Raw genomic sequence first — 25,310 nt, 5'->3', positions numbered from 1 at the left:
AAAACTGTGATAATATAGATTTGAATTATCGATGAAATGGATAAGACATGGACGCCAATCCAACACTCGACCAATTGCAGGTGTTTTTGACGGTGGCAGAAACCGGAAGCTTTTCAGCAGCTTCGCGTGCCCTGAACCGCGCCCAGTCGGTTATCAGCTACACCATTGCCAATCTTGAAGCGCAACTGGAGGTCAACCTGTTCGAACGCAATGGCGTTCGCCAGCCAAAACTGACCGATGCGGGCAAGGCGATGATCGAGGACGCCCGGCGTATCGTCTCCGATCTTCAGGTCATGCGGGCCCGCGCCAAAGGCTTGCGTCAGGGCTTGGAGGCCGAAGTTTCGGTTGCCATCAGCACCATGGTACCGAATCGTGCGGTTGTCGAAGTCTTGCGTGAGTTTCGGGATGAATACCCCTCCGTTTCGCTGCGCCTCAATGTCGGCGAACTGGGAATGGTCACCGACATGGTGGCCAGCGGGCAGGCGACGATCGGCCTTGGTGGAGCGGCAATCAAACCGCAGGACGATATCTTCTCGGAAAAGGTCGGCCATTCCTTCATGTTGCCGGTGGCCGCGCCGAACCACCCGCTTGTGTTGCTGGGCCGTCCACTGACCTTGGCGGATGTGCGCGACGAGGTGCAGTTGGTGGTCACTGATGCGTCGGGCCTGACAGGTAGCCGCCAGTTCAATGTGCTGTCCTACAAGATATGGCGTGTCAGCGACATTGCCACCAAACACAACCTCATTCTTGGTGGTCTGGGCTGGGGTGGCTTGCCGGCCTCCGTTTTGCAGGATGATCTGGCCGCCGGTCGTTTGGTCCACCTGCAGCTTGAAGCCTATGAGCAGGGCGAGTACCCGCTTTATGCCATGCGCAAGGTCTCGACCCCTCTTGGGCCTGCCTCAAGTTGGATGGTGGAAGCGTTCCGCCAGCGGCTTGGAATGTGCCTCAACCATCAGGATTTCACCAAGATGATCAGCCGCACAAAACCGGCGGTCAGGGTGGTGGCTGCCGAATAGGCGCTGCCCCCAAGGATAAGCGTTTCTTCAGGAAACCGCGCAAATAAAAAGGCAGAGCAACATCAATTGCTCTGCCTCTTTTGTTTTATGCAGTCACCTTGATCAGAGGATCAGGCGGAACTTTGCAAAACCTTCTGCACCGTCTCCGGCTTCCTCGATCTTTGCGCCTTTCACGTGGTCCGCATACTGACGGCCCTTCGGGCCGGTTTCGAACGTTGCGGTGGTGTTGGCAACAGGCGCAAACGACCAGTTGGCATCAGCCTCTGGGTTGATTGTTCCCTGATCAACGATGTAACGCACGATCACATCGCGGTTGGTATCCGGTGCCTCGAAGATGATCTTGTCAGTGGCGATGTCAGGGAACTTGCCGCCGCCGCTGGCGCGGTAGTTGTTGGTCGCAACCACGAACTTCTGCTCGGGATCGATGGGCTTGCCGTTGAACTGCAGGTTGACGATACGATTGCTTTCAGGCGTTACCGCCTTGCCATCCTTGTCGTATTTTGCGGGTTTCGAGACATCGATCTGGTAGGTCACGCCGTCAATGACGTCGTAATTATAGGACGGGAATTCCGGGTTGAGCAGCGGAGCGTCCTTGGAACCCACTTCAACCGTGTTGAACATGCCCGCAGACATTTCCAGCCAGTTCTTGACCTGCGCACCGGTAATCAGCACGGCCTGCACCGTATTAGGATAGAGGTAGAGATCGGCCACATTTTTGATGGCGATATCACCCGCTGCGACATCCGTATAATATTCTGCACCACCACGACCGCCAGCCTTGAACGGCGCGGCTGCGGAAAGAACCGGATAATCCTTGTATTCCGTCTCTTTCAGCATGTCTTTGATGTACCAGGTCTGCGCATTGGAAACGATCTGTACAGATGGATCATCCGCAACCAGTGCGAAATAGGAGTAGAGCGGAGCAGAGGTCTTGCCAACCGGACGGCGCACATAATCAAGTGTCGCTTCATGGTCGGCCTTTACGGCTTCCAGAACCGCCTGTTTGCTTTCGACATCCGCAACGATCTTGCGCTTGTCATCGCGATGGTAGATCGGGCGCGCTTCCGTTGTGAAGTCGACGATCTTCCACGCCTTGCCGTCTTTTTCGAGCAGCAGGTCGATCAGGCCCAAATGCGACCCCCAGAAGCCGCCCATGACGGTTGGCTTGCCCATCAGCGTTCCCTTGACGGGATCAACGCCCTCAATGCCGTCCCAGGTCTTGGGGCCGGGGAAGACCAGATGCTGGTGACCGGTGAAGATGGCATCAATACCTTCAACGCCAGCCAGATAGAGCGACGCATTTTCCATGCGCTCGGTCTGGCCCTTACCGTCAATGCCGGAGTGCGACAGCGCGATGATGATGTCGGCGCCTTCTTCCTTCATGGCAGGCACCCAGGCCTTGGCAGCTTCCACGATATCGCGGGTCTGCGCCTTGCCTTCAAGGTTCTTGGCATCCCACTGCATGATCTGTGGTGGAACGAAACCGATAATGCCAATCTTGATCGGGCTTTCCTTGCCAGCACCATCCTTGATCTTCTTTTCAAGAATGACATAGGGCTTGAAGAACAGATCATCCTGCTTCGGGTCGCTGGCCAGCTGACCTTTGGTCACGTTGGCACAGACATAAGGGAAATTGGCACCCGCCAGTGTGTTGGACATGTAGTCCAGGCCGTAGTTGAACTCGTGGTTGCCCAGCGTGCCACAATCGTAACCCAGAACATTCATGGCGTTGATGACAGGGTGCTTGTCGCCGGCCTTCATACCACGCTCATAGGCGATGAAGTCGCCAAGCGGGTTGCCCTGCAGGAAGTCACCATTGTCAACCAGCATGGAGTTGCCAGCTTCGGCACGGATCGAATCCATGATCGTGGCCGTACGTGCAAGACCCATCGTGTCATTCGGCTTGTCGGCATAATAGTCATACGGGAACACATGGACGTGAATATCTGTGGTTTCCATAATGCGCAGATGAGCCTGATTACCCTGCGCACGCGCTGCAAACGGGTGCAGCATGACGAGCGCGGAGGAGGCAGCTATACCTCCCAGTAGCGACCTCCGTGTGATGGGATGAAGCGCGAACAGCGACGAAGACATGGGAACTCCTTGATGTGATCTTGGGCTGACCTGAAACCAGCCTAAGGCCATTCTCAGATGAGTGCATCAGGAAAATGACGAAACGTCTTTTTCCCGAAATTTTTAAATGTGCATAATGTCTTTGTGCAACTAACGGGCGAGGGTCGGCTTGACCTCCTGATGGAAGAACCGGAAATAAGACGAAACCTGCGCCAGCGTGTTGGTGGACATTTTTAATTGAACACCCAGCCGGTTCATGTGATGCCACTGTACTTCACCCTCGATGAAACCAAGATCGTCACTCTGGATTTTCACCCGGCTGCCTTTGGATGCCGTAAATGGCCCCTGCAATTCAATGGCGATACCCGTTGCCGACAGGTCGACGACGCGCCCGGCAACGGATTGGTTGAAATAATGCACCGTGGCATAGATGCGGGTTTGCTCGCGCTTTGCACTGCGCGTCTGCATCGTCATGTTACCTGTCATAGTGTCTACCCGACCCAGTTTAAGCTACGGGTATCATTGCAGATAATTCTTACATGCCATTTAGAACGATGCGTAAAATTAAACCTAACCGCGATCTATTCGGCACTGGTAACAATTGTTGCGGGCCGAACGGACATGCACATAGGCAATCTCCGGCCGTTCAAACAGGCTGGCGGCACGTTGTGAAATCTCCGGTGTCGGTGTCACTGCACCGGTGCCGTACACGATGCGGTCATCAGGGCCATAACCGCGCACGATATAGTCAGCACTTTCAAGCATCGGCGGCAAAACCTCGCTTGCCTCGTAGCGAGGGCATGACCGCTCGTGGATAAAGATCGGCCCGGTCTCGGCATAGGGTTGCAGGTCGTTAAACGGCCGGTAGGCGAGGAGGAGCATCGCTTCTCCCTCAGCAATTTCACCAAGGCAATGGCGGCAGGGCATGCCGCCTGATGAGACCGAGCGTTCGGCGGGGTTGCCATAGGCATCATTGCGCCCGGCCCGAAATGCATCAGCCTCTTCAGTCGGCATGGCGGTAAACAGAATTGTGTTCATGTCAGTGGCTCCAAATGCGTTGCTGCTTTGTCGCTATGCGCCGCAAAGCATCGCCCGGCCACCCGATTCTTGTGTGTGACCGGGAAAAGCCCATTGTCAGACTCATGTGCTTTGATGCTCTATTTGCGAAACTTTCATGCACGGCCCGGAGCGCCTTATGCCGCACAGTATTTTTGCGTTTTTTATTTCTGCGTTGGTGGCTGTATTTCCCGCATGGAACGTTTCGGCACAGGATAGTCCCGACTTCGAAAAGCTGACGGATCAGCAGATCGAGGAAATGGTACAGTTCGTTGTCGGCAACGGTATCTTTATTCTCTACCACGAAGCCGGCCACATGCTGGTTTCCGAGTTTGACCTGCCTGTGCTGGGTCGAGAGGAAGACGCGGTTGATAATCTGTCGTCGATCCTGATGCTGGAGGCTGATGATGACCTGCTCGATCAGGCCATTATCGATGCAGCCGATGGCTGGTTCCTGTCGAGCGAAGCGGCAGCGGACGCAGAAGAGGAACAGGCCTTCTGGGGCGCCCACGGTTTGGACGAACAGCGTGGCTGGGCCATTGCCTGCTCGATGGCCGGCCACGACTACAAGAACTTCAAGGAATTTATTGATTCTCTGGAGTTTCCTGAGGACCGCCGCGAGGAGTGCATCTCGGAATATCCGCAGAAAGTGCGCAGCTGGAATACGCTTCTGAAGCCGCATGAGGCGACAGCCAATGCCAGCACGAAGTTTGAAATTACCTACGAGCCGATCACCGACCCAAGCCTTGAGTTGTTTCAAACCATCGTCAAGGAATCGAAACTGCTGGAATTGATCGGTAACTCCTTTTCCGGCCTCTATAATATCAAGGACGGTATCAAGTTGACCGCGAAACAATGCGGTCAGGCGAATGCCTTCTGGTCGGCAAAAGACCGCGAGATCACCTTTTGTTATGAGTTCGCCAAGTTCCACGGCGAACTGGTCGCCAATTACTTCTTGAACAATGCCGCTGACGAAACCCAGCCGCAAAGTGAAACCGAAAGCGATGATGCGACTGTTGTTGGTCTCACCAGACAATAAAACAATGCGTCACGCATATGAGGCATGCCCATATGCGTGACGCTCATCCTGATCGGATTAGCGCAGGAATTCGTCGATACGACGCAGCGTAACGCGACGGTTGCGCCACTCTTCAAACTGCGTGTTAACAAGCAGATAGCTTTCGCCATAACCCACGGTTTCCAGCGCCCGTGGCGGTACACGGAATTCCTGCACCAGCAGCCATTTTAGTGATTCTGCGCGACGTTCCGACAGGACCTGGTTGGAAGCCTCAGAACCAACCGCGTCTGTGTGACCCTCAATAAGGAAACGTGCTCCGCGACGGCGGCGAAGGATCTGTTCCAGCGCAACGCCGATCTCGCGTACTTTACGATATTCCGAACGGGGAATTTCAGCCGAACCGAAGGCGAAATTGATGGACTGAATGTCGATGGAAGGGGCGCTGCGGCGCAGTTCCGGCCGGCGTTTGAATTCCTGGATGGTCACGCGCTCTTCGGGACGCATTCGGCGCGACGGTGCTGCCTCAAGACGGCGCATGATGGTGCCGGAAGATGGAGTTTCCTGCGCACTGGCAACTGCCGGAACAAACGCTGTGGCAGCAAGTGCAGTCAGGAAAGATCGACGGTTCATGGCTGGTTTCCTTTAACTCGTTATTGTCGCGGGCAAACTGCCACGCACAACCTGAAGGAAACCTGAACCGGCGGTTGCCGCCGGTTCAAACTGGTTAATAGTGCAATCCGCCGTCAGTGATCAGTTCTGAACGGCGATATTGAGCAATTCCGCCTCGCTCAGCGGCTGAACCCAGGCCTGATAGGTGCCGACAGGCGAGAAGCCCATCATCTGGTAAAGCTGCAGCGCACGCGGGTGGTCGAGCGTGTTGGTGGTAACGGTGACTTTTTTCGGATTGTCCTGCCAGGCGGCATAGAGTGCCTGCAACAGGAACCATTTGCCGATGCCAGCGCCAATCGCTTCTTCGAACAGGCCGAAATAGGAAAGCTGGGTCACGTCATCGTCGCGCTTGTATAGCTCGAAGAAACCGGCAGGCGAGCCGTTCATATACAGCACGCAGACGCTGTTTTTCGGGTCGCTCAAAATGGCGCCAAGTTCCGCGTCGCTCATGCGCATGCGTTTTTGCCAGTGCCAGCGTTTGCCGACCCGCCAGTACAGGTAGCGGTAAAAATGCAGCGGGATGTTCGGGGCACGCATGATCGCGGTCTGGATGTTGACCGGAACCGCAATGCTGATCTTTGGCGCAGCCGTCATTTCAAGCTGCGTGACATGGGCTTTCAGCGGATCACTTTCTCGGGCTGCGATCGGCTCGGCAGGGCCGGTGACCACTGGCGTGTCATCAAGGCTACCCCACTGCGACCAGGAGCCATCGAAAAGGCTGTTGGTCTTGTGGCCAAGCGATTCAAGCGCCAGCGTGATAACCGCTGCCGTCACGCCGGAACCACAGCTGGTGACAACCGGCTTGGAAAGATCGATGCCGGCTTCCGTCACCATCTTGCGCAGCGTCGCCAGATCCTTGAAGTGACCATTTTCCGAAAACGCCGTGGCAGGCAGGCTGCGGGCGCCCGGCATATGGCCGGAGCGCATGCCAGCACGCGGTTCGGCCTCGTCGCCGGTAAAGCGGCCAGCGCCACGCGCGTCGGCAATCTGCTTGCTACCGGCGTCGACAACACTACGCATTTCGTCCAGTGACGTGACACGATTTTTCTGGAAGTGCGGGATAAAGCTGACGACTGGCGGTTCTGGCAGGTCGGTTTCAAGCGGCAGGTTTTGCGCTTTCCAGCCGTCGAGGCCACCATCCAGCACGTAAACGCTTTCGGCACCCATCACACGCAGCATCCACCATACACGCGGTGCAGAGAAGAATCCGGGGCCATCGTAAACGACGATCGTATCGGTTTCCTGGATGCCAAGTTTGCCAACCTGCTCGGCAAAATATTCCGGCGAGGGCAGGGAATGCGGCAGGCCAGTGGTGTGATCCGCAATCACGTCCTGATCAAAAAACACGGCACCGGGAATATGGCCCTTGGCATATTCGTCGGCACCATTGCGCTTGTGGGCTGGAAGATACCAGGATGCGTCGACGACACGGAACTCAGGTGCCCCAAGCTGTTTGTTCACCCAGTCCGCCGACACGACGAAACGACTTTTTTCGTTGCTCACGATCTAGTCTCCCTGCTGTTCAGGCTGCGGAATCGGGCGCACCGAAACGGATGCGAAAACGCCGGTTTTCCTTGCCCTTCTTTTCTATCTTGGCGATGTGTATCTCACCGACTTCATGTGTCTTGGAGACATGTGTTCCACCGCAGGGCTGGCTGTCAATTGCCGAGTTCTCACCTATGCACACAAGACTGACACGGCCGAGACCAACGGGTGGGCGCACATTCTTGGATTTGACGATGCCGGGATTGGCCTGCAATTCCTCGTCGGTGATCCACTGCAGGAAAACCGGATGGTCGGCATTGACCAGTTCCATTAGCTTGGCCGATACCTCGTCCTTGTCGATGGTTTCCGACATGTCGAAGTCAACACGCGATTCGTCTTCGCCAACTGCGGCACCAGTAATCGGCCATTGGCAGACAACGGACAGAAGATGACAGGCGGTATGCATCCGCATCAGCTTGTATCGGCGCTCCCAGTCCACATGCAGCACGACCTTTTCACCGGGTGCCACACTTTCCTGTCCTTCAAGCGGAACGTGGATAATAATGCTCTTGTCCTGACCGTGTTTGGTTTGCCCAAGCTGAATTCTGGAGCCGTCAGCACGCTCCAGAAAACCGGTGTCGCCAGGTTGACCGCCAGAGGTGGCGTAAAAGCAGGTCTGGTCCAGCTCAATGCCCCCGTCTTCGTGAATGTCTGTTACCGTTGCCTCGCAGGTGGAAAGGTAAAAATCATCACGAAAGAGGGCATTCACTGGCATAGTCTAGGCACCTTATGTGGTTTCATACGGGACAGATATATCGCTTTTCCCTGTGAGCCAGGCCGGAACAGGAAGCCCCTTGGACCGCAGGAATGCGGGATTGTAGAGCTTCGACTGGTAACGGTTACCGTAGTCACACAGAATGGTGACGATTGTATGCCCCGGACCGAGGTCTCGGGCAAGGCGAATTGCACCGGCAATGTTAATGCCGGTTGAACCACCAAGGCATAGGCCTTCCTTGGTGACGAGATCAAACAAAACGGGCAGGGCTTCCGCATCAGAAATTCGGTAGGCGAAATCCGGTGTGAAGTCTTGCAAGTTGGCGGTGATGCGGCCCTGACCGATACCTTCGGTAATGGAGTTACCTTCGGATTTCAGTGTGCCATTTTTGTAATATTCATAAAGTGCCGCACCATCGGGGTCGGCAATGCCGATCTTGATGTCAGGGTTGAAATCACGAAGACCATCGGCAACGCCAGCCAGCGTGCCGCCGGAGCCAACAGCGCAGATAAAGCCATCAACCTTACCATCCGTCTGGTCCCAGATTTCAGGCGCGGTAGTTTCGATATGGGCCTGACGGTTGGCAATGTTGTCGAACTGGTTTGCCCACACGGCGCCGTTCGGATCGGTTTCAGCAAGCTGCTTGGCCAGACGTCCGGACACCTTCACATAATTGTTCGGGTTGGAGTAGGGGGCAGCTGGCACTTCCACCAGTTCCGCACCCAGCAGCTTCAGCGCGTCCTTCTTTTCCTGGCTCTGTGTTTCAGGAATGACGATAACGGTGCGGTATCCAAGCGCTCTGGCAACAAGCGTCAGGCCAATGCCGGTATTGCCGGCCGTGCCCTCAACAATCGTACCACCGGGGCGCAGCAGGCCGCGTTTTTCAGCATCGCGAATAATGTACAGCGCAGCACGGTCCTTGACGGACTGACCGGGGTTGAGAAACTCCGCCTTGCCAAGAATTTCGCACCCTGTTGCCTCGGATGCAGCATTCAGGCGAATGAGTGGCGTGTTTCCAATGGCAGTCAAAACAGAGGTATGTATCGTCATGGGTCGACCTTCTTTCGGACGCGTATGATTACCGTTGCTTTGAGCGGATTGACCCCTGTTGTGGCAAGAAATTCTGTTTCTGTGAATGCCTCAAACGGGCAAAATTCATCTTATGGGCGAGGTTTTCATCCTGTCGGCTCCATCAGCGGTAGGCGGATCGACGCTTAACGGAACAGTGAGAGCAGGCTCTCGCTATTGGAGTTGGAGATGGAGAGAGCCTGTACGGCAAGCTGCTGCTGTGTCTGCTGCGCTTTCAGGCGTGTCGAAGCTTCATTCATGTCGGCATCAACCAGACGGCCAATGCCGCTGTCGATGGAATCGCCAAGTTTGGAGGCAAAATCCAGCTGCAGATCGATGCGCGTCTGAATTGATCCGAGAAGCGAGGCGGCACTGACAACCTTTTTCGTCATGCCTTCGATCACTCTTATATAGCGGTCGAGATCGACCGACGGCGTGGTGATGTCCATGTCGACGAGGTTCACATCCGGCGGGTTGCCGATATTGTCCCAGACACCGGAAATCTTTATGGATGAGCGATACCCCATGTCCGGATACATGCTCTGGTCAATGTCGAGTGTGATACGCGAGCCGCTTGAGGTGACGCTGGATATGCCCTTGCCGGTCAGCACATGCTGAAGCACGGTTGCCATATCGGCCGCATTGTTCACTTCGCCTGTCGTGATACCCAGTGCCGTATCGACGTCATCCTTGGTCACCTTTATCATCTGCGGTGTTCCACGGTTCAGTGAAAGGTCGAAATAGAATTCGACATCGGTTTTCATTTGAAAGCTGTCGCCGAAATTGAAACCGAAATCCGCGTATTCGCCGTCGGTAACACCGGTGGGGGCATTCAGACCGAATGCGTAACCGCCCGCCAACGTCGACGTGACATTGCTCATTCTGACCGAAGAGCCGGGCAGACCTTCCATTTCTCCAGAAAAGAAACCGTAGGTTTGCATAACGCCACCGATATTATGGGCCTGTCCGAAGCCACTGCCGCGGCTCGGATCGGAAGGCGGAGGTGAGCTCCATGTCGCTCTTGAAATAACCACCATCCAGTCGCGCACCGTGCCGATATAACCATTGGCGCCTGCACCCAATGCGTCATTGACGGTGCTTCGGTCGATTGTCAGCGTATAGGTCGTTCCGGCTCCGAGCGCGCTACCATCTGCCGTGTAATCGAATGTTATGACGTCTGCGGCGCCAAAGGTGGCGCTGTGCGGAAAGTTGAAATATTGCCAGCCGGACATTTCATAGCTTTCCCAGTCCACATCGCGCAGACCGCCGATATCCCCAATGGCGCGTGAGTCGACTTGCAGCAAGCCGTCACCAGTCGTGTTGAACAAGGTGAGTTTGGACACGTCGACATCGGTTGTTTTTACGCTGACGCCGCCATTGCTGTTTCGGACAAAGGACGAAACGACGGAGTCCATTGACTGGGCTTTGTCAAAGATGTCGTCGAAATCCGTATTCAGCCAGTTTTGGCCGCTGAAGCTCGCCGATTCGGAGACGCTTTTGGCCTGATCGATAAGCTGCGCCAGCTCTTCCTGAACCTTGGTTCGGTCGACGCTGTCTTCTTTTGCCGTGACGAGTTTTGCCTTGAACTGTTTGAGAATGTCGACGGTCGATTCCAGACCCTCATAGGCCGTATCGACCTTGGCTGCCCCAAGGTTCAACGCATCGGTCACGGCGTCAATGGCCATGGTGTCGGAACGCATGGTGGTGGAAATGGACCAGTAAGCCGCATTGTCTGCTGCTGTCTGTACACGAAGGCCGGAACTGACTTGATTTTGCGTTCGGTTCAGATTTGAGCCGATCGTACGCAGGGTCTGAAGCGCAGAAGTCGCTCCAGCGTTCGTGAGAATGCTGGTCATAGGTATGCTCTGTTGGGGAATTCAGACGCTCATCATGAGCATGAAAATGTAGCCCACATAGAGCCCCAGTTATGGTTAATAGATGGTTTATTACAATTGTCAGAAATAACGATCTTCCGATTTTTCGCGATGGAAAAACAAGGGATTATCGACTGTACGGAGAGTCGCGGGCAGAACGCTGCACTGTCATCTAAAAAATGAAAACAGCAGGAACCAATCAGCACTGACATCGTTATGTCATCAAGCTACGCTAATGGTAGTACCAGTTGACGTCTTTGACCGCGGATGTACCGGCACTGACAGGATCAACGGACGAGAAGGTCGGCACTCCGTGTCCGGCCTTTTTTGTTGGCTTTGCAAGTATGCTTGTTTTCGCCAGGGATCGGGCAGGGCAACCCCGACCGGGAATATTGGCTGGAGGTGGCATCAGGCGGAGATCTCCGCCTGCAAGCACTAAGCAGCCTATAGGGGCTTAGTGAACAGACGGCTCTTCTTCGCCATCCAGGAAGCTGCGAATGCCATCCTTTTCACAGGTCGCCAAAAACTCTTCCCAGGCGTCCTTGTCGGTCGCAAACGGCTCGTCCCAAGTCGTGACGTCGTCCTGCTCGCTGATGACCTCGAGTGTCCAGTCCCCCTGTGTGCCTTCAGGGCGGAAGATATCGACCAGGACGGTGATGCCGTCGTCTTCAAACTCACCGGCAAACTCGGAGTGTTCCATTTTTTGTTTTTTTGTCATTCCGCGATTCTCCGCTTCTGATGTGATGAACCCGCCACTCGGGCCGCTTGCAGCGTTTTACGCTCTGTCGTTGGTGTTTAGCCAGCCAGCGACTCAAACGCAAAAATCGCCTGCCGATAATAATGACAAAGCGTGTCAGTTACCGTTGCAAGATTTTCACAAAAGGAAAATAAGTTTTCCAGAATGCGGATATGAAGGTGAGGTAGTTTTCAGCGATATTGTGTTCTATAAAGAACAACCATTTAAGAGATAAATGGCTCCCCGGGCCGGGGTGGTTTCGAACTCACACGGTTATGCCAGCATGAGTAAAATCAGTATGTTGTGTTAGTTTCAGCTATAGGCAAAATTGAAAAGTAGTCGGTTTTGTATCCGAAATGTAGCCTATTTGGCTCCTATCAATTTGCGTATTCTGTCTGACTGTGAGCCTTGTTGTTGCGCGGCAACAGCTTGCAGGTATTCGCTTTCGATGCGATCGAGCAGCGGCTGCGCGATCGGTCCCTTAATGTCGACGACCTTCGCAATGAAGATCAACATTTCTTCGAGTCGCTTAAGCGGGACACCCTTCCAGACAAAATCGGCCATCACTGACCTTTCCAACGATAGAATGCCTGCTTAAGGCTGATCCAGCGTTTCCCCGCGTCCTGGTCCTTGTCGAGCTCAGCGCGCGACTGGACGTTGAGAATGTTGCGCACGCGGGTGTTCACCCGTTCGTCGTCGCCAGAGTCGATAAGCTCGTGATGCTCGATCAGGAAGCGGCGAAAATCCTGTCTGCCGCAATGGATCGCGCAGTCCTGCGCCAGTTTGTTGGCTTTCTGTTTTGGCTTTAGCCGCTCGATCTCGTTGAACGATTCCCGCAGCAGGAAAAGCAGGGCGCGCATGATCTGCGGCGCGCGGGTCATCAGCCGGCGATCGTCGTAACTGCATTCCGGCTTGATAATGGCGATCGGGAATATCTCGCCAGTGAGATTGTCCCGCAGGCAGAGCTCGGCTTGTTGTGTCTCGGTGTTGAATGTGTCCTGCCACTCGTCGGACGCCAGACCAGCGAGTTGCTTGGCCTCGATGTAGAGCGGTGTTGCTGTCTGTCGGTTCATGATGTCTGTCATCAATTCACCTCGGACTTTGGCCGCATCAGCCCGTCTTTCGATGAGTGTTCCCGATACTCGGACATGTCGTAACCGCTACGCTGGAAATCGAGGATCTGCTGCGCGCGCTCCAGATTGTCTTCGCATCCCCACTCGTCGAGCGCGTCAAGAAAATCAGCAAGATTTTGTGCGAAGGCGTCGGTCAATTGCGACGCTCCAGCTTGACCAGCGCAGCCTCAATGTGACCGCGAAAGTCGTTGATCATATGAGATGCGACACCAGCAGCCTTTGTTTCAGCGGTTGCGCCAAGATCGCCGTTCCACTCACCAGTCAGGTGACCAACGAATTTCTCGGCTTCGTCAGCAAGCTCCTGCAAAACCTCGATTGCGTTCGCGTAGGTGGTTGCGGTGGCGGTGTGGACGGCTTGTTTTGCTGCGATCTCCGCCTCAATCATCGCCTGCCACTTCATGAATCCGTCGAACTTACGGGTCTCGCGTGGGCTTTCGCCTTTGAACGGTTGATCCAACACTTCGAAGAGCCAGCGCATGGTCGCGCGCACGTCGGCAACTTCCTCCATCAGCTGTGTGCGGTTGGGTTTGTCAGTCGATGGATCGTATTCCTCAAAGCCTTGGATCATGCAGCGCGTGGCGATCTTGGCCAGCTCGTTGCACTCCTCGGCTAACTTGCCCAGCGCCTGGTGAAGGACCACGTCGCGCTCAGGCATCCAAAGGGTTATGTTGCTCATTGGCCACCCTCCAGCTTTCGAGCTTCTGCGCGATCGAGACGCTCAATTTCAGCAATCAAAAGGGAGGCGGCCTTCACAAAGTCGCGGCGCGGGGTGGTGGGTTTCCACCATTTCAGATCCCATGGCCACCAGTGCGGCGCGCTCCAGTAAATGCGTTTGTACTTTTGATGGGCGTAGCACATAGCTGCATCGGCCAGCTGGCCATTGGTTGCCATGTCATCGTGGCTGGCGTCAAAGCCCTCGACTTCGACCTGTCGTTTACGCTCAGCAATTACATCGTTCACTGCATCTGATGTCATCACTGCTAAGACATTCGCATGGTCGAGCAGTGCTTTGGCAACCGCTGTCCGGGCATAGTCTTTCACTAAGTCCTGATGCGCTTGCGCAGACATTGCTGGGTAGTGTTCGTAAAGCTCGTCGAGCATCGGTGGAAGTTTGAATTTCCCGCCGTCTGTGGCCTTATTGCTTTGCATCGCTGGCTCCTTGTTTACGTTCCAGCTCGTCAATGTTGTGAGGATGGACAGTGAAGGTGTATGCGACGACCCACGGATTGGCGTCCCACGATCCGGGGCCGTTGATCTCATTCCAAAGCCTGTGATACCAGGCGACCGGTGAAATGCGCGTCCAAGCGTTCACGCGCACCATGTGCGGATTGCTGTCGTCCTGCGTTGCGTCGCGGTGATCAGGATCTAGAGGCGCGCCTTCTGCAACGGCGTCGGCCTCGCTGATATCCTGCAGGCGCTCTACGCGAACGTCCGTGACTGAGAGGGTCAGGCGCGAGGCCCATCGCGGCATGTGGATGCCGGGGCGTCCGCGAGAACCTGATGGCGAGTATTTGTCGTCGGCAAGATAAAAGACTGTGCTTTCGGGCATATTTCTGGGCGAAAGATGATCGAATGTGCTGTGAGGTTTCCAACTCTCGCGTACCCAAAGACGGTCGCCAGCGGCGATTCTAATGTGGCCGCTCTGTCTGATCTGCCACTCGGCGGCATTGATCACGGCGTCGCCGAGGGGCACAAGGCCGTAGGCAGTTGGTTGCGGCTTGATGATGCGCCGGGTTTGCGACTTGGTGCCGTTGAGCAGCGCGCGGACCATTGGGGCGGAAAACAGGATCGGACGATCAGTCATGCCACACCTGCTTTCGACTGCACGTCAGGGCGGGCAAGATGTTCAACGCCGTCGAGCTTCCGGCCTGTGAGTTTTTTGCCAATGCGGTAGGTGTCAGGCTCGTCCATCCAGCCATCTTCCGGGTCGCGCATATTGGTCGACCCGATATCCCACTCGCCTGCCCAGTAGTGAGCGGACGGCCTGCGTCCGCGAACGGTATGCGGAACGTTTTCGCCGGGTGTCCACTCGCCCCACTGCTTGAAGTGGAAAGCAACACCAGCTTCTGCGCACTGGTCGCGCAAGTTGCGCAGCCAATCCGGGTGCGTAGGGCGCGCCTTATGTTCGCCCTGGTCAGTTTCGCCGCCAGCGATTACCCACTGAACGCTGTGGTGCAAACCAACGTAGTCTCGACCGTCCTTTACGTGGCTGGTGCCGGGAACGTTGTTTTTGTCCGGATCCATCCAGACTTTGCCGCGCAGCGCGTCGACGTGGTATTCGGATCCCGGATATTCCTTGAATGCCGTGAGATCGATAGGGCCGATCATCGGCTCGCAGGACAAAAACAGGAACAACGGACGGGTTTTGGTGCTCCAAAGATCAATGCTGGCCTGCAGCAACGCCGGGACATTGATATCGGCGCGTTGCTGGTCTTCGACGGTGGAGCCTATCGCCGCATTTGGCGGAAGCCCGCCTGCTGTTTCGGCCATCTTTGAGATGTTCTGCGGGCGCTTTGTGAGTAAAAGCCAGACCAGATGCGGTGTCGCGCGAATGAGTTCAAACAAGTCCTGTCGCCAAGCCGGGGGCACCACGTTGTCAAAGACGTCGGCGAGTGATGAGCAAAATACAAACGGCCGTGTTCCGTCCTTCTCAGCAGCGGCATTCCACGCGAGCGGTTTTTTCCAGTTTGCTTCGCTGGTGCGGGCTCTAGTGCCGTTACCTTTGCCCGGTCCGCCCCATACGGCGCGGCCCATGCGGCTTTCCATGAGGTGCGCGGCGTAACAGCCATCGCAAGCCGGGGAAATGCGGGTGCATCCAATCCACGGATTGAATGTCATGTCCGCCCACGAAATGTTGGTGGTGTCGCCCATTACGCGTATTTCTCCATGTCGGAAATCATCGAGACGCGGGGCAGGGTTACAGGCCTGCCTTCAACGTAAAGCGTCATGATGGGGGTTGGTGATTGCGCGTTCGGATCCCGGCTGCGCGGTGCGATGATGCCGCATTCCTTGAGGATTTTGCGGGCGTGATCGAGCGAGACGTCATACATGGCCGCGATCTGGTTACGTCCGTAACCCTGATTGACCAGTTCCTGCAGTTTAGGTGCGGGCGGCAGTTTGGTGTTGTTGGGTGAGGCGCGCACGATCATTGCAGGGTTTCTCCTGCTGGCCGTGGGCTGTTGTCTCGTGCGGGGTCGTCCTGGCGGTGGCGGAAATAGTCCAGCACCGCCTCGGAGACTGCGCATTCCGCGAGAACGTGAACGTCGCGGGCCATTTCTTCAGACACCTTGCGCAGTCTGGCCTCGGTTTTCTCGTCGATGTGGATTGTGAGCGCCGTCATGGGCATGGCTCCGATTTTCGCGGCAAGACCGCTGGATTTAGTTGAAATCACCACGCTTGATGGCGGCTATTTGGGATGGGTCTGTGGTGCGCATAGCAACCGCCTGATCGTGCTCACACTCTGCGCACCAATGATCAGGGCGGGGGCAGTCAGATTTTCCGTATTGTCGGCAACGAGCCTTGCAAGCCTTAGCCAATTCTCTTTGCTCTTGATCCTCTGTACCGAACCAGTAGACTTCCTCGCTCATTTCCTATCCCTCTTAGCCTTGGCTATTGCTGCGCTTGTGGTTAGACGCGCGCCGCAGCGGCGTGCATGCGTTCGATTTCGGTGATGCGGGTTGCGCAAAGTGCGATGCCGCCAAACAGGCCAAGCAACAGCGTGGCGGTGACGCAGGCCAGAAAGAACCGGCCATAGGGCTGCGGCTGCTTCTTGAAGGTGCCGAGCTGCTGGCGGTTGAGTGGGTACATCGGGGAAAGCTGGTACATGGGAACCTCCATCCGTTTCGGATGCCGCCTCGGGCAGAGGCGGTCACCGAAAGGGATGCTGGGTCACCAGACCGAAAGAGCATCCTCGTCGAACCAGCCATCAGTCTGGCGTCCGTCGGCCGTCACGTACTCGACGAGGAATGATGGTCGACCACGAGAGTACTGTGCGACGCCAATTACTTGGCCTTCTTCTTGCGAGCGGCGCAGTTTCACATTGTCATTCAGGCTGTAGGCGGTTTCTTTTTTGCTCGAAGCTTCCATGATTGTCTCCATCAGATGAGAAACGGCGATCCGTTTCGGATGCCGCCTCGGGCAGAGGCGGTCACCGAAAGGGATGCGGGGTCATGCGGCTTCGCGCTGCGACAGCCGGTTGGCGATCGTGCGGGCTTCTTCGCTGTAGGTGTTGATTTGCGCCTGGGTGAATTTCAGGAGCATCTGGCGTTCTGTGCAGCCTTCACCAAGGCGCAGCATCTCGTCTGCCATTTCCTTGATGATCTTGCGTTCTGCCGGTGTGCGTTCGTTCATGGCTTCTCTCCATCCTTGAAGGGAGACCGGACAGCGCAGGGAAAGGGGGAACACGCTGCCCGGTCTATTCGCCAAGCCGTGTAGTTAGGCTTGACTGAATATGGAAAATAATTCCAACTCAAAATTAGTCAAGATAGAAAATGGAAATAAATTCCATATTGTGGAATCGACTCGACAACGCCTGGAAAACAAAGATAACGTGAACGCAAAGAGAACAAACGCTGTGTGGGGTGTGAACGTGCTGGCGGATTGCGGTGTTTTTCGGACTTACGAATTGTCGATTCGTTGTGAAAACTGCTATCGAGAGACCGCAAAGAGCGTAGAGGTGCCGCGTGTCGACGATGCGCCAGCAGACGTCGACGAGTTCCTAGAAAGTGCAGTGTTAGGAAATCTGCATTTCAAGTGCGCGTACTGTGAGAGCCGCATCGGAATGCTGACTCATGTCAGGTGTATTACGCGAGAAGACGCGTATTAGATGGGGAGGTCGTTAACGATGCGACGCACCACGGCTATAACAGAGACCTCGGATCCGTCGTCTTGCCAGAAATTTTGGTCAACCACGATTGGTTTGTGTTTCGAGGAAGTGGAGCGCGGGTGGAACTCTGTGCGGTCTTGATACAGCTCTATTTGCTTGACTGACCACTCCCGAATATGCCCCCCGAGTGTTGTTCGTTCAACGACAACTACCATGCCATCCCTTAGTGGGACTTCGTGCGCAACGTCTTCAAATGCCACGCAAATGATCCGGTCTCCCGGAAAAATAGGCCGTGGACTTAAATTGTTCATCGAGTCTCCCGATACATCAAAAGCCATAAGCCGAGCATTTGGGAAGCGTGTATCGCGAGGCATGGAAAGCGTGTGCGCTTCCGACTGATCTAACTCGTCTACCTGACGAAACGCCCCAGCCTCTACCTTGCCAACCACAGGCACTGGAACCAGGTCGAGCGGATAAAGTGTTGTGACTTTTACGCCATCGTCTGCGCCATCCCGCAGCCACTGCTCGGTCCGGCCAATAGCCAGAGCCAACCGCTCAAGCGTGTCACCTCTCGGCTGGTCAACGTCGCCGCCAAGGTACTTGTTGATGTTGTCGTATGATATCTCAGAACGGCGCGACAACTCAGCTTTGCTCCAGCCAAGCGCCTTAATTTCTTCCGCTAAACGTTCCCACCACTTCATTGCTGCATCATACTTTCGGAAAAAAATTCAGGTATGGAATTCATGCACCTTGAAAATGGAATTTAATTCCAGTATCGGTATGTGCATGGAACCTGTGATTTGCATTGCTGAGATCATAAAAGACGCTGGAGGAGCGACAGCTCTTGGGCGTGCATTTCATGCTGCGGGTGTGAAGCTAGGCCGGGATGCCGTTTATAAGTGGGTTTCCACTGGGATACCCGATAGACACTGGCCCACGATTATCGCCCTGAGTGGACATTCTGCGGAAGTGATCTATCGCGCAAACTGCCATGCTCGCGGCGTTGATGCTTCTCTTATTGCGGAGGCGGCAGAATGATCGCTCTCCAAAAATTCCATGCTGTGCTCGCCTCGTGCGGCGTGGATTGTGGCCGGAAAAGGCGATTGCGCGCGCCTGCGGACCTTTCCGGCCACTCACTGTTTCCCGTTGCGCGGCGGTTCGTTCCCTTGCCTCTGCGCACCCGCCGTGACGCTTCTCCTCCAAGATCCGGCGGTCTTTTCTTGCGTGCATCTGCTGGCTCCTCTGCGGCGTGTCCGCGCTGGCGCGGCTCCGGTTGATGTGATGGCAGAGGTTTAGCTCGCGCCCGTTGGCGCTTCACCGAATCCTTTTCCGATTTTGTTTCCTTGACGCGTTTTCAGGGGTGTTTCCGTGCGCACTATTTCCGATGAAGAGATCCGCAGCCTGAAAGGCGCAACCGATGCCAGCTACAAACTGGGCGGTGGCGTGACTGATTTTCCGCTGCTGACGCGGGTGAATGTTTCGACGCTGTCGAAATATGCCAGCTTCAATGATGAGAACGGTGATTCCCTGATCCCGATCGATGTCGCGATCGAGGCGGACCGTCGTGCGAAAAGCCCCGTGATCGTGGCTGCCATGGCGCGCAAGCTCGGTTTCAAGCTGGTTGTTGACGATGAGCTGCAGGTTGAGGCGCGGCCGATCAATGATGCCGATCTGCTCGATCTGATGTCCGAAATGAATGACATATTCAGTGTCGTGAGAGAGGCGAAAGCCAACGGCACGCTGGGCACTGCCGCCGTGACCAAGCGCATCACCAAGGAAGCGCACGAGGCAATTCGAGAATTGAAAGAGCTGATGGTCAATGCGCCGCAAAGGCCGGACCGATGACGCTGTGCATTGCCGAAACCAGCCGCTCCAAACTTGTGCATGAAGCCCGCGCCGCGCGGGTGCTGGAAGCGTGGCGCGCTGGCCAATCCACCCATGAAATCGCAGCAACGCTTGGCATTGAGGAAAGCGAAGTCTGCCGGATTATCGAGGAGAACGAAGCATGACGACTGCTGTCGAGTTCAAGAAAATAAGCCCCGGCGCGACGGCCTTATTGCGCCGGGTTCGTATTGCCGGTGGCTCGCTCGATACGCGCGGAAGCGACGAGTTTGGCGACAGTGTGCAGGAGCTGAAGAAAGCCGGTTATGTGCAGATCAAGGAGGATTATTACACCATCCGCCTGACTGGTCACGGCCAAGCGCATCTTGACCGGCTGATGAGGGCACACTGATGGAGCGGTTTGACAGGCTCCCGGCGCAGGTGCGCAGCGCCATCAACTTCGCTGGTTTCGAATTTGCGGTTCGCTTTGCCGAGCGGTTGCTCGGTCGCGGCGCTTCGCCTGACGTTGCGGCCAAGATCATTCGCGACACGGATCTGCGCCTGACGATGAAGCGACAAGGCGGTGCAGTATGATCAACCTTGGTGAACGCCAACAGGCGGTGATTTACGAAGCGCTCAAAACCGGCATTTTCGTTGCGCAGAGCGAAGCGGAGCGTCGATCTGCCGTCACGCTGCATACGCAAGGTTATCTGGCGCGCGACCCGAAAGCGTCCGGCCACTTTTACCCGACAGCCATGGCGCGGGCAGAGCTTAGCGGCGGGCAGTACGTGACTAGCGCGATCGTCGAGGAAGAGCGTGTACCGCTTGCCGATGGTCCGTACCAACTGCTGCCACCGTTGACCAGGTCCGAGTTTGAGGCGCTTGAGGCTGATATTCTGGCCAATGGTGTGCTGGTGCCGGTTGAGTATGACGAGGATGGCGCAATTCTGGACGGGCACCACCGCGTGGCGATTTGCGAGAAGCACGGCATAAAGGACTGGCCGCGCTTTGTGCGCAAAGGGCTATCAGAAGATCGCAAGCGCTCGCTGGCACGCTCGCTGAACTGCAACCGGCGTCACCTGTCGATTTCCCAGAAGCGCGAGATTATCGAGGCGCAGTTGCGTGAAACGCCTGCAGCATCATCCCGCAAGATTGCCGAGCAGCTGAACGTTGACCACAAGACGGTATCGGCGGCGCGCAAACGTCTGTCTGATGGTGGGGAAATTCCCCACCAGACTCAGATTGTCGGGCGTGATGGCGTGGCGCAACCGGCCTTCAAGCCAATCCGCACCATGTTTCTGCCGGAGCCTGCCAATTTTCGCGAAATGAAAACGGTGGTTAAGGCCAAGCGGGCGGAAGATCAGAAGATACGCCACGCGGTGCGCACCGATTTGGCTGTACAGATCGCCTCACGCCAGAATGCGACGCCGTGGTGGCAGGGCGTGGGGCAAGGTGAGGGTATGGCGTACCCTGTGATCTATGTCGACCCGCCATGGCGTTTCAAAACGTTCTCTGATGTGACGGGCGGTGAAAAAAGTGCCGAAAACCATTATCCAGTGATGGATCTGGATGACATCATGTCGCTTGGTTGCCCTGGTGCGGCGAGCTCCGGACTGTTCATGTGGGTGACGGATCTTGCCAACGGCATAAAGGCTCTTGAGCGTTGGGGTTATACCTACAAGAGCTTCTGGGGCTGGAAGAAAATCTATCCCGGTGAGCAAGCCGGAACCGGTTACTGGAGCTTTGATAATCTTGAGCTGCTGCTGATTGGCACGCGCGGGGACTTTCCAGCACCCATTCCCGGCACGCAGCCCATCAAATGCACCGACCATGATGTTGGTCGCCACAGCGAAAAGCCTGTGTGGTTTGCAGAGCAGATCGACCGGCTTTACCCCACAATGCCAAAGCTCGAAATGTTTCAGCGTGAGGAAAGCCTTGCCGCTGACGACATTCGTTTGCGCGGCAAGTGGGATTTCTGGGGCAATCAGGCCGGAACGCCGGAAGGCGGTGCGGGATGACACTACTCTTTGCGTTGCCCGATCAAATCAACAAAATTTGGTGGCTCAACGTTATCTTGTCCTTGGCCTGGCAACGGCCGGAAGAGTGCGTTCAGCATGAGCCCACGCTCTTTCGCGGTGACTTTATTGTTTTCCACCAGATGGAAATAGGTGTCCATTGTGGTTTGCCGTTGATGGGCATCGTCCATGAGCGCCAAAGATCGCATATTGAAGCGCACAAGCAGTTTGATCGACCAGAAATACAAAGCAAGTGGTGCAGATATAATGACCAAGCGGCTGATCGCGGAAGCTGCGTTTTGAACTATTCCGCTACCGTTAGGCAGCGCCGTTGTTGCTGCCTCGCTAACATGGGCCAAGATAAGCAACACTGTGTCAAGGTTCTTGAAGACCCAAAATGGTGGGTAAATTATTGCAAAGGCGATCAAGCCCGCAGAAACCCAAAAGGAGCGAGCGCTGTCTGTAGCGCGATGGTTCCAGAGTTTTTTGGTTGCGTCGACCTTGAGCTCTTCACGGACAGCTTTTGCGAACGCCTTTACGTGGTCTTCCGCAGTAGAAACTCCGGCAACAATTTTCTCGAACAATTCGTCTTGCTGCTTCAGCCTAGCGCTCTGCGCCTCAATGTCCGTGTTCATTCCTTTAATAGTCTTAGTAGTGTCACCGTAAATCTTGGCTATTGCTTCGCGATGTTCGTGGAGAAGGCTGTCTACTTCGGACGATCTTGCTTGGGCATACTGTATGGTTGTGTCGATGCGGCGAACCTGCTCTTCCGTGAATTCTTCTATGGATTTTCGGGTGTCTGGCCAGTTCAAGTCCTCCTTGAACTTACTCTCCATACCCTTCCAAAACCCGTAACTTTCAAGCTCGATTGTAAAGTTCAGAGGAAAATGAAGTCCGCCAGACCTTTGAAGGTTTTGGTCACTAACCCAGAGAGCTTTTGTCTCGTAAGCAAATGCTGCCAACGCCATCACGACGATCTCTTCTCCGACGGTTTCCGCAAAGGAAAAACTAAATTCGGCACGGAGACGTTTCATCCATTTCGCCACACCTTCATCAGTGAGCGCAGGTATGGATGGTTTCTGAACATGTCCAGGTTGAACGGCGTGCTTCAAGTGCGCTTGGGCACTTTCTTCTATCTTGTCAACGAGCACAATATAACTTGGAGAGGCATTTCGATCCGCAATCAGTTGTCGAAGTTGGTTGGACATAGCCGAATACGCTGCAGCAACCGTTTCAATACCGAACGAACTGAGCCTATCGTATGCAAACTCCTCCTCGAACGGTCTCTTCAAACTCTGAAAAATCTCAAGCTGCATGTTCTTCGTCCCCCGACTAGCTCGCTTCGCATGTCTTTGTACGCCATTCATGGTTGTGTCAAATATGCTGGGGGTGCGGCATGAATTTCCTCATTCCTCACATGGAAAGGCTGGATGCTGCGCAGAGCCGTGAAGAGCGCGCGGCGTGGCTGTTGTCTTGCCCGCTCGACATTCTGCTTTCCTGCGAAATGACCATCCGCAACCGGCTGCTGAACGCGCGGTTTCGTGAAGGGCTTGATTACCTCGACGCCGAGCTGGCGGACCTGCGGCGTGAGCGCCCTGCGGACGGCGGACGATTTTGCAACATGGCTGTTGGGGCTGCGCGCGGGCGTATGGAACGCATCGCTTGCGGTCTGCCGCCAGGTTTATTTGAAAGGGGGCAGGGCGATGAATGAGCCCAGACTATCGATCATTCCCGGCTGGATCATCGCGGATCCGCGCCTCAAGGGCAAAGACCTGCAAGTGCTGTGCATGCTTGGCCAGAATGCCAACACGCGTCACGGCTGGTGCCGTCGCAGCCAGGTGAAGCTGGCGCAAGCGCTGAACTGCTCACGTTCAACCGTTCAATCCGCCATTTCCCGGCTGGTTGAGATCGGCGCTGTTGAGCGTCGTGAGGTGGTCAGCGCGAACGGTCGCGACAGCGCGCACTGGTACCGCGTGATCTATGATTCCAATGTTCCAAGCTCTGCATTTGATGCATGGGATGAGGATGACCAGAAGGAATTTGATCCTAACTTTGAGGGTGATGTATCTGCACCCCCTGCCGATATATCGGCACCCCCTGCCTGCCCAGAGCAGGCACCCCCTGCCGGTTCTGGGCAGGCACCTATTAACGCCTCTACTTTAACGCCTGCCTTTGAACGGAATGAGAGAGACGCCGCTGCGGGCGATGTTTTGAAGATTGAGGAAGAAAGTCCGAAATCGATCGAGATGGCGTTCAAGCGGTTCTTTCTGGGTTGGAAAACGGCGATTAGCGACAGCGAGCCGGATGCGCGCCGGGAATGGCTGGCATTGCCGCCACAGGAGCGTGCAGAGGCATTGCAGCACTCTGAGGCCTATCAGGCTGCGGCGCTATCCACCGGTCGCAAGCACCTTTGCTCTGCTGCGAAGTACCTCAAGGAACAGCGCTGGACGAAACTGGTTGAGCAGCGTCCAGCCTCGCCACAGGCTGAATCAACCGAAAGCTACTCGGTGTTCTCTCGGGCTGGTCGGGCAATGCTGATATCGAAGCTGTTGCAGCCGGTGCGCCCATTGACGCTTTCTCCGATCGAGCAGCGCATTGTCGACACCAGCCCGGGAAAGTCGGACCTGATCTGGCGCGACAAAAAGGAAAAGCAGGGATGGCCTGATGCCGTCCAGCTGATCGAGCGTCGCCGGTTCAAGGTTTCCAACCGCATTGTTGATCTCAGCAAGGATTTCGAAAGGGTCGCCGTGGGTGGCGAGATCTGGGACGCCTGGAAGCGCGCCTATGCGGACCGGTGCTGGCCGTGGCCGGTTGCTCCTGATGTTTTGGAGTTCGCCCAGTTCCCACCACTGCCTGCTGGCGTGGTCGATCTGGATAAGGCGGTCTCGATCGCAATTGTCGATTTCGCGGAAAAGCTAAATGAGGGACGGGCAGATGATGCAGCATAAGTTCGACGACATATCGAAACACGTCTCGCTCAAAGGCATGCTCAAGCTGGATCGCATTGCCGAGGAGGCTGCCAAGGTCGCCAGATGGCGAGAATCAGCAAGCCTGACCACTGCGGAATGCAGCAGCGATTCGGCGTGGGTGATCGTCCAGGTGGCGTATGGACGAGAATTGGCTGTGGAAAGTGCGATGATGGCGGCCGGTGTTTGTGCGTGTGTCATCATGAGAATGGGGCCAGAGCGTCGTCGCAACCATAAGCTTTTGCCAGCGACAAGCATGCCGGTGTTCACCGGTCTAGTGTTCGTTTACTGCCTTCCATCGCCTGAAGCGGTCGAAGGTATTCGCTCGTTTGATCATGTGAAAAACGTCATGATGCATGGTGAGCGGGCACTCAAGGTTAGCGCTGCAACTATCTGTGATTTCAGGCAAAAGGCAGAGAACGGCGACTATGACTGGAAGCAGAAATCCCAGAACTTCCAGAAGGGTGAAAAGGTCAAGGTGATATCGGGTCCGCTTATGGATCTGACCGCGACGGTTGAGGCATTTGGTACGGCTGGGCAGGGCGATGCTGTTGTCTCGATCGATATCTTTGGGAAGCCCACACCGGTCAACATTCCTCTTGCCATGCTCCAGAAAGTGTGAGTACAAATCCGTCAATGGTCGATCTGGTTCTTAGTGACGTTCAATCGCGCGCCCAGACCCCACCCTGACAGTCTCCCTTCGATTGAGACACCGATTCAGGGCCAGTGCTACAGCTATGAGATTACGGCGGACTTGATGAGGCGACCTTAACCGGTCGC

33 protein-coding genes and 2 pseudogenes are annotated in these 25,310 nt (G+C 55.6%); 11 read left to right on the top strand and 24 right to left on the bottom strand.

What is annotated here, in order from left to right; all coding sequences use genetic code 11:
* Nucleotides 1-47: 47 nt before the first annotated feature.
* The gene (locus HGO37_RS08130; protein ID WP_250982893.1) at nt 48-1,016 is read left to right on the top strand and encodes a LysR family transcriptional regulator; all 969 of its coding nucleotides are present in this window, start codon (nt 48-50) and stop codon (nt 1,014-1,016) included.
* A 102-nt stretch (nt 1,017-1,118) separates the two neighbouring features.
* On the opposite strand, the gene HGO37_RS08125 is transcribed toward HGO37_RS08130, so the two are convergent.
* The 3 genes from HGO37_RS08125 to HGO37_RS08115 all read right to left on the bottom strand — a co-directional run bounded on the left by HGO37_RS08125 (nt 1,119) and on the right by HGO37_RS08115 (nt 4,127).
* Nucleotides 1,119-3,110 (bottom strand): bifunctional 2',3'-cyclic-nucleotide 2'-phosphodiesterase/3'-nucleotidase, encoded by a 1,992-nt coding sequence (locus tag HGO37_RS08125; protein WP_250982892.1) that lies wholly within the window; start codon nt 3,108-3,110, stop codon nt 1,119-1,121.
* Between the two features lie 129 nt (nt 3,111-3,239).
* On the bottom strand, nt 3,240-3,575 hold the full coding sequence (locus tag HGO37_RS08120; RefSeq protein ID WP_192487509.1) for a PilZ domain-containing protein: 336 nt from the start codon (nt 3,573-3,575) through the stop codon (nt 3,240-3,242).
* Between the two features lie 84 nt (nt 3,576-3,659).
* Nucleotides 3,660-4,127 (bottom strand): DUF1203 domain-containing protein, encoded by a 468-nt coding sequence (locus HGO37_RS08115; protein ID WP_250982891.1) that lies wholly within the window; start codon nt 4,125-4,127, stop codon nt 3,660-3,662.
* Nucleotides 4,128-4,284: 157 nt separating this feature from the next.
* Here HGO37_RS08115 and HGO37_RS08110 point away from each other — a divergent pair, with 157 nt between their 5' ends.
* On the top strand, nt 4,285-5,184 hold the full coding sequence (locus HGO37_RS08110; protein ID WP_250982890.1) for a DUF4344 domain-containing metallopeptidase: 900 nt from the start codon (nt 4,285-4,287) through the stop codon (nt 5,182-5,184).
* 57 nt (nt 5,185-5,241) lie between these two features.
* On the opposite strand, the gene HGO37_RS08105 is transcribed toward HGO37_RS08110, so the two are convergent.
* From HGO37_RS08105 to HGO37_RS08010, 20 genes and pseudogenes are all read right to left on the bottom strand, one after another.
* On the bottom strand, nt 5,242-5,793 hold the full coding sequence (locus tag HGO37_RS08105) for an OmpA family protein (RefSeq protein WP_250982889.1): 552 nt from the start codon (nt 5,791-5,793) through the stop codon (nt 5,242-5,244).
* Nucleotides 5,794-5,913: 120 nt separating this feature from the next.
* Nucleotides 5,914-7,335: a 3-mercaptopyruvate sulfurtransferase gene (gene sseA, locus HGO37_RS26480; RefSeq protein ID WP_250982888.1), complete on the bottom strand. Its 1,422-nt coding sequence runs from the start codon at nt 7,333-7,335 to the stop codon at nt 5,914-5,916.
* 19 nt (nt 7,336-7,354) lie between these two features.
* Complete coding sequence (locus HGO37_RS08095; RefSeq protein ID WP_250982887.1) at nt 7,355-8,092, bottom strand: alanyl-tRNA editing protein; 738 nt, start codon at nt 8,090-8,092, stop codon at nt 7,355-7,357.
* A 12-nt stretch (nt 8,093-8,104) separates the two neighbouring features.
* Nucleotides 8,105-9,142 (bottom strand): cysteine synthase A, encoded by a 1,038-nt coding sequence (locus HGO37_RS08090; RefSeq protein WP_192487515.1) that lies wholly within the window; start codon nt 9,140-9,142, stop codon nt 8,105-8,107.
* A 164-nt stretch (nt 9,143-9,306) separates the two neighbouring features.
* A pseudogene (locus HGO37_RS08085) lies at nt 9,307-9,621 on the bottom strand (flagellin); the annotation flags it as partial.
* A gap of 1,002 nt (nt 9,622-10,623) precedes the next feature.
* A pseudogene (locus HGO37_RS08080) lies at nt 10,624-11,016 on the bottom strand (flagellin N-terminal helical domain-containing protein); the annotation flags it as partial.
* Between the two features lie 472 nt (nt 11,017-11,488).
* A complete protein-coding gene (locus tag HGO37_RS08075; RefSeq protein ID WP_192487516.1) occupies nt 11,489-11,752 on the bottom strand; it encodes a hypothetical protein in 264 nt (87 codons plus the stop codon).
* A gap of 381 nt (nt 11,753-12,133) precedes the next feature.
* Nucleotides 12,134-12,334: a hypothetical protein gene (locus HGO37_RS08070; protein WP_250982886.1), complete on the bottom strand. Its 201-nt coding sequence runs from the start codon at nt 12,332-12,334 to the stop codon at nt 12,134-12,136.
* Nucleotides 12,334-12,855: a hypothetical protein gene (locus HGO37_RS08065; RefSeq protein ID WP_250982885.1), complete on the bottom strand. Its 522-nt coding sequence runs from the start codon at nt 12,853-12,855 to the stop codon at nt 12,334-12,336. The genes HGO37_RS08070 and HGO37_RS08065 overlap by 1 nt, the downstream gene beginning before the upstream one ends.
* Complete coding sequence (locus tag HGO37_RS08060; protein ID WP_250982884.1) at nt 12,855-13,040, bottom strand: hypothetical protein; 186 nt, start codon at nt 13,038-13,040, stop codon at nt 12,855-12,857. Before HGO37_RS08060 ends, HGO37_RS08065 begins: the two co-directional genes overlap by 1 nt.
* Nucleotides 13,037-13,579, bottom strand: a complete 543-nt coding sequence (locus HGO37_RS08055; RefSeq protein ID WP_250982883.1) for a hypothetical protein — start codon at nt 13,577-13,579, stop codon at nt 13,037-13,039. Before HGO37_RS08055 ends, HGO37_RS08060 begins: the two co-directional genes overlap by 4 nt.
* Nucleotides 13,576-14,052, bottom strand: coding sequence for a hypothetical protein (locus tag HGO37_RS08050; RefSeq protein ID WP_250982882.1), 477 nt, complete (start codon nt 14,050-14,052; stop codon nt 13,576-13,578). The genes HGO37_RS08055 and HGO37_RS08050 overlap by 4 nt, the downstream gene beginning before the upstream one ends.
* Complete coding sequence (locus HGO37_RS08045; protein ID WP_250982881.1) at nt 14,039-14,707, bottom strand: hypothetical protein; 669 nt, start codon at nt 14,705-14,707, stop codon at nt 14,039-14,041. The genes HGO37_RS08050 and HGO37_RS08045 overlap by 14 nt, the downstream gene beginning before the upstream one ends.
* A complete protein-coding gene (locus HGO37_RS08040; RefSeq protein ID WP_250982880.1) occupies nt 14,704-15,774 on the bottom strand; it encodes a DUF5131 family protein in 1,071 nt (356 codons plus the stop codon). Before HGO37_RS08040 ends, HGO37_RS08045 begins: the two co-directional genes overlap by 4 nt.
* Nucleotides 15,774-16,052, bottom strand: coding sequence for a hypothetical protein (locus HGO37_RS08035; protein WP_250982879.1), 279 nt, complete (start codon nt 16,050-16,052; stop codon nt 15,774-15,776). Before HGO37_RS08035 ends, HGO37_RS08040 begins: the two co-directional genes overlap by 1 nt.
* Complete coding sequence (locus tag HGO37_RS08030) at nt 16,049-16,243, bottom strand: hypothetical protein (protein WP_250982878.1); 195 nt, start codon at nt 16,241-16,243, stop codon at nt 16,049-16,051. The genes HGO37_RS08035 and HGO37_RS08030 overlap by 4 nt, the downstream gene beginning before the upstream one ends.
* Before the next feature lie 287 nt (nt 16,244-16,530).
* On the bottom strand, nt 16,531-16,728 hold the full coding sequence (locus tag HGO37_RS08025) for a hypothetical protein (RefSeq protein ID WP_250982877.1): 198 nt from the start codon (nt 16,726-16,728) through the stop codon (nt 16,531-16,533).
* A 63-nt stretch (nt 16,729-16,791) separates the two neighbouring features.
* Complete coding sequence (locus HGO37_RS08020; protein ID WP_250982876.1) at nt 16,792-16,989, bottom strand: hypothetical protein; 198 nt, start codon at nt 16,987-16,989, stop codon at nt 16,792-16,794.
* 81 nt (nt 16,990-17,070) lie between these two features.
* Nucleotides 17,071-17,253, bottom strand: coding sequence for a hypothetical protein (locus HGO37_RS08015; protein ID WP_250982875.1), 183 nt, complete (start codon nt 17,251-17,253; stop codon nt 17,071-17,073).
* 471 nt (nt 17,254-17,724) lie between these two features.
* The gene (locus tag HGO37_RS08010) at nt 17,725-18,429 is read right to left on the bottom strand and encodes a LexA family transcriptional regulator (RefSeq protein ID WP_250982874.1); all 705 of its coding nucleotides are present in this window, start codon (nt 18,427-18,429) and stop codon (nt 17,725-17,727) included.
* Here HGO37_RS08010 and HGO37_RS26475 point away from each other — a divergent pair.
* From HGO37_RS26475 to HGO37_RS07985, 6 genes are all read left to right on the top strand, one after another.
* Complete coding sequence (locus HGO37_RS26475; protein ID WP_352230557.1) at nt 18,335-18,766, top strand: carph-isopro domain-containing protein; 432 nt, start codon at nt 18,335-18,337, stop codon at nt 18,764-18,766. The genes HGO37_RS08010 and HGO37_RS26475 overlap by 95 nt on opposite strands.
* A 330-nt stretch (nt 18,767-19,096) precedes the next feature.
* Nucleotides 19,097-19,573 carry a phage regulatory CII family protein gene (locus HGO37_RS08005; protein ID WP_250982873.1) on the top strand — a complete coding sequence of 159 codons (477 nt, stop codon included), beginning with the start codon at nt 19,097-19,099 and terminating at the stop codon, nt 19,571-19,573.
* The gene (locus tag HGO37_RS08000) at nt 19,570-19,737 is read left to right on the top strand and encodes a hypothetical protein (protein WP_250982872.1); all 168 of its coding nucleotides are present in this window, start codon (nt 19,570-19,572) and stop codon (nt 19,735-19,737) included. Before HGO37_RS08005 ends, HGO37_RS08000 begins: the two co-directional genes overlap by 4 nt.
* A complete protein-coding gene (locus HGO37_RS07995) occupies nt 19,734-19,961 on the top strand; it encodes a hypothetical protein (protein ID WP_250982871.1) in 228 nt (75 codons plus the stop codon). The genes HGO37_RS08000 and HGO37_RS07995 overlap by 4 nt, the downstream gene beginning before the upstream one ends.
* A complete protein-coding gene (locus tag HGO37_RS07990; protein WP_250982870.1) occupies nt 19,961-20,143 on the top strand; it encodes a hypothetical protein in 183 nt (60 codons plus the stop codon). Before HGO37_RS07995 ends, HGO37_RS07990 begins: the two co-directional genes overlap by 1 nt.
* Complete coding sequence (locus HGO37_RS07985) at nt 20,140-21,567, top strand: MT-A70 family methyltransferase (RefSeq protein ID WP_250982869.1); 1,428 nt, start codon at nt 20,140-20,142, stop codon at nt 21,565-21,567. The genes HGO37_RS07990 and HGO37_RS07985 overlap by 4 nt, the downstream gene beginning before the upstream one ends.
* 2 nt (nt 21,568-21,569) lie before the next feature.
* Here the strand turns inward: HGO37_RS07985 and HGO37_RS07980 are convergent, their stop codons facing one another.
* Nucleotides 21,570-22,880 (bottom strand): DUF6161 domain-containing protein, encoded by a 1,311-nt coding sequence (locus HGO37_RS07980; protein ID WP_250982868.1) that lies wholly within the window; start codon nt 22,878-22,880, stop codon nt 21,570-21,572.
* Between the two features lie 80 nt (nt 22,881-22,960).
* Here HGO37_RS07980 and HGO37_RS07975 point away from each other — a divergent pair, with 80 nt between their 5' ends.
* From HGO37_RS07975 to nusG, 3 genes are read left to right on the top strand one after another with little or no spacing between them, the layout of a single operon-like run.
* On the top strand, nt 22,961-23,275 hold the full coding sequence (locus tag HGO37_RS07975) for a hypothetical protein (RefSeq protein WP_250982867.1): 315 nt from the start codon (nt 22,961-22,963) through the stop codon (nt 23,273-23,275).
* Nucleotides 23,268-24,512, top strand: a complete 1,245-nt coding sequence (locus HGO37_RS07970; protein WP_250982866.1) for a helix-turn-helix domain-containing protein — start codon at nt 23,268-23,270, stop codon at nt 24,510-24,512. The genes HGO37_RS07975 and HGO37_RS07970 overlap by 8 nt, the downstream gene beginning before the upstream one ends.
* Nucleotides 24,499-25,152, top strand: a complete 654-nt coding sequence (gene nusG / locus HGO37_RS07965; protein ID WP_250982865.1) for a transcription termination/antitermination protein NusG — start codon at nt 24,499-24,501, stop codon at nt 25,150-25,152. Before HGO37_RS07970 ends, nusG begins: the two co-directional genes overlap by 14 nt.
* The last annotated feature ends 158 nt before the right edge of the window (nt 25,153-25,310 follow it).

The sequence above is a fragment of the Rhizobium sp. CG4 genome (assembly GCF_023701965.1).
GTDB lineage: Bacteria > Pseudomonadota > Alphaproteobacteria > Rhizobiales > Rhizobiaceae > Agrobacterium.
This window is presented reverse-complemented; position numbering and strand designations above follow the sequence as displayed.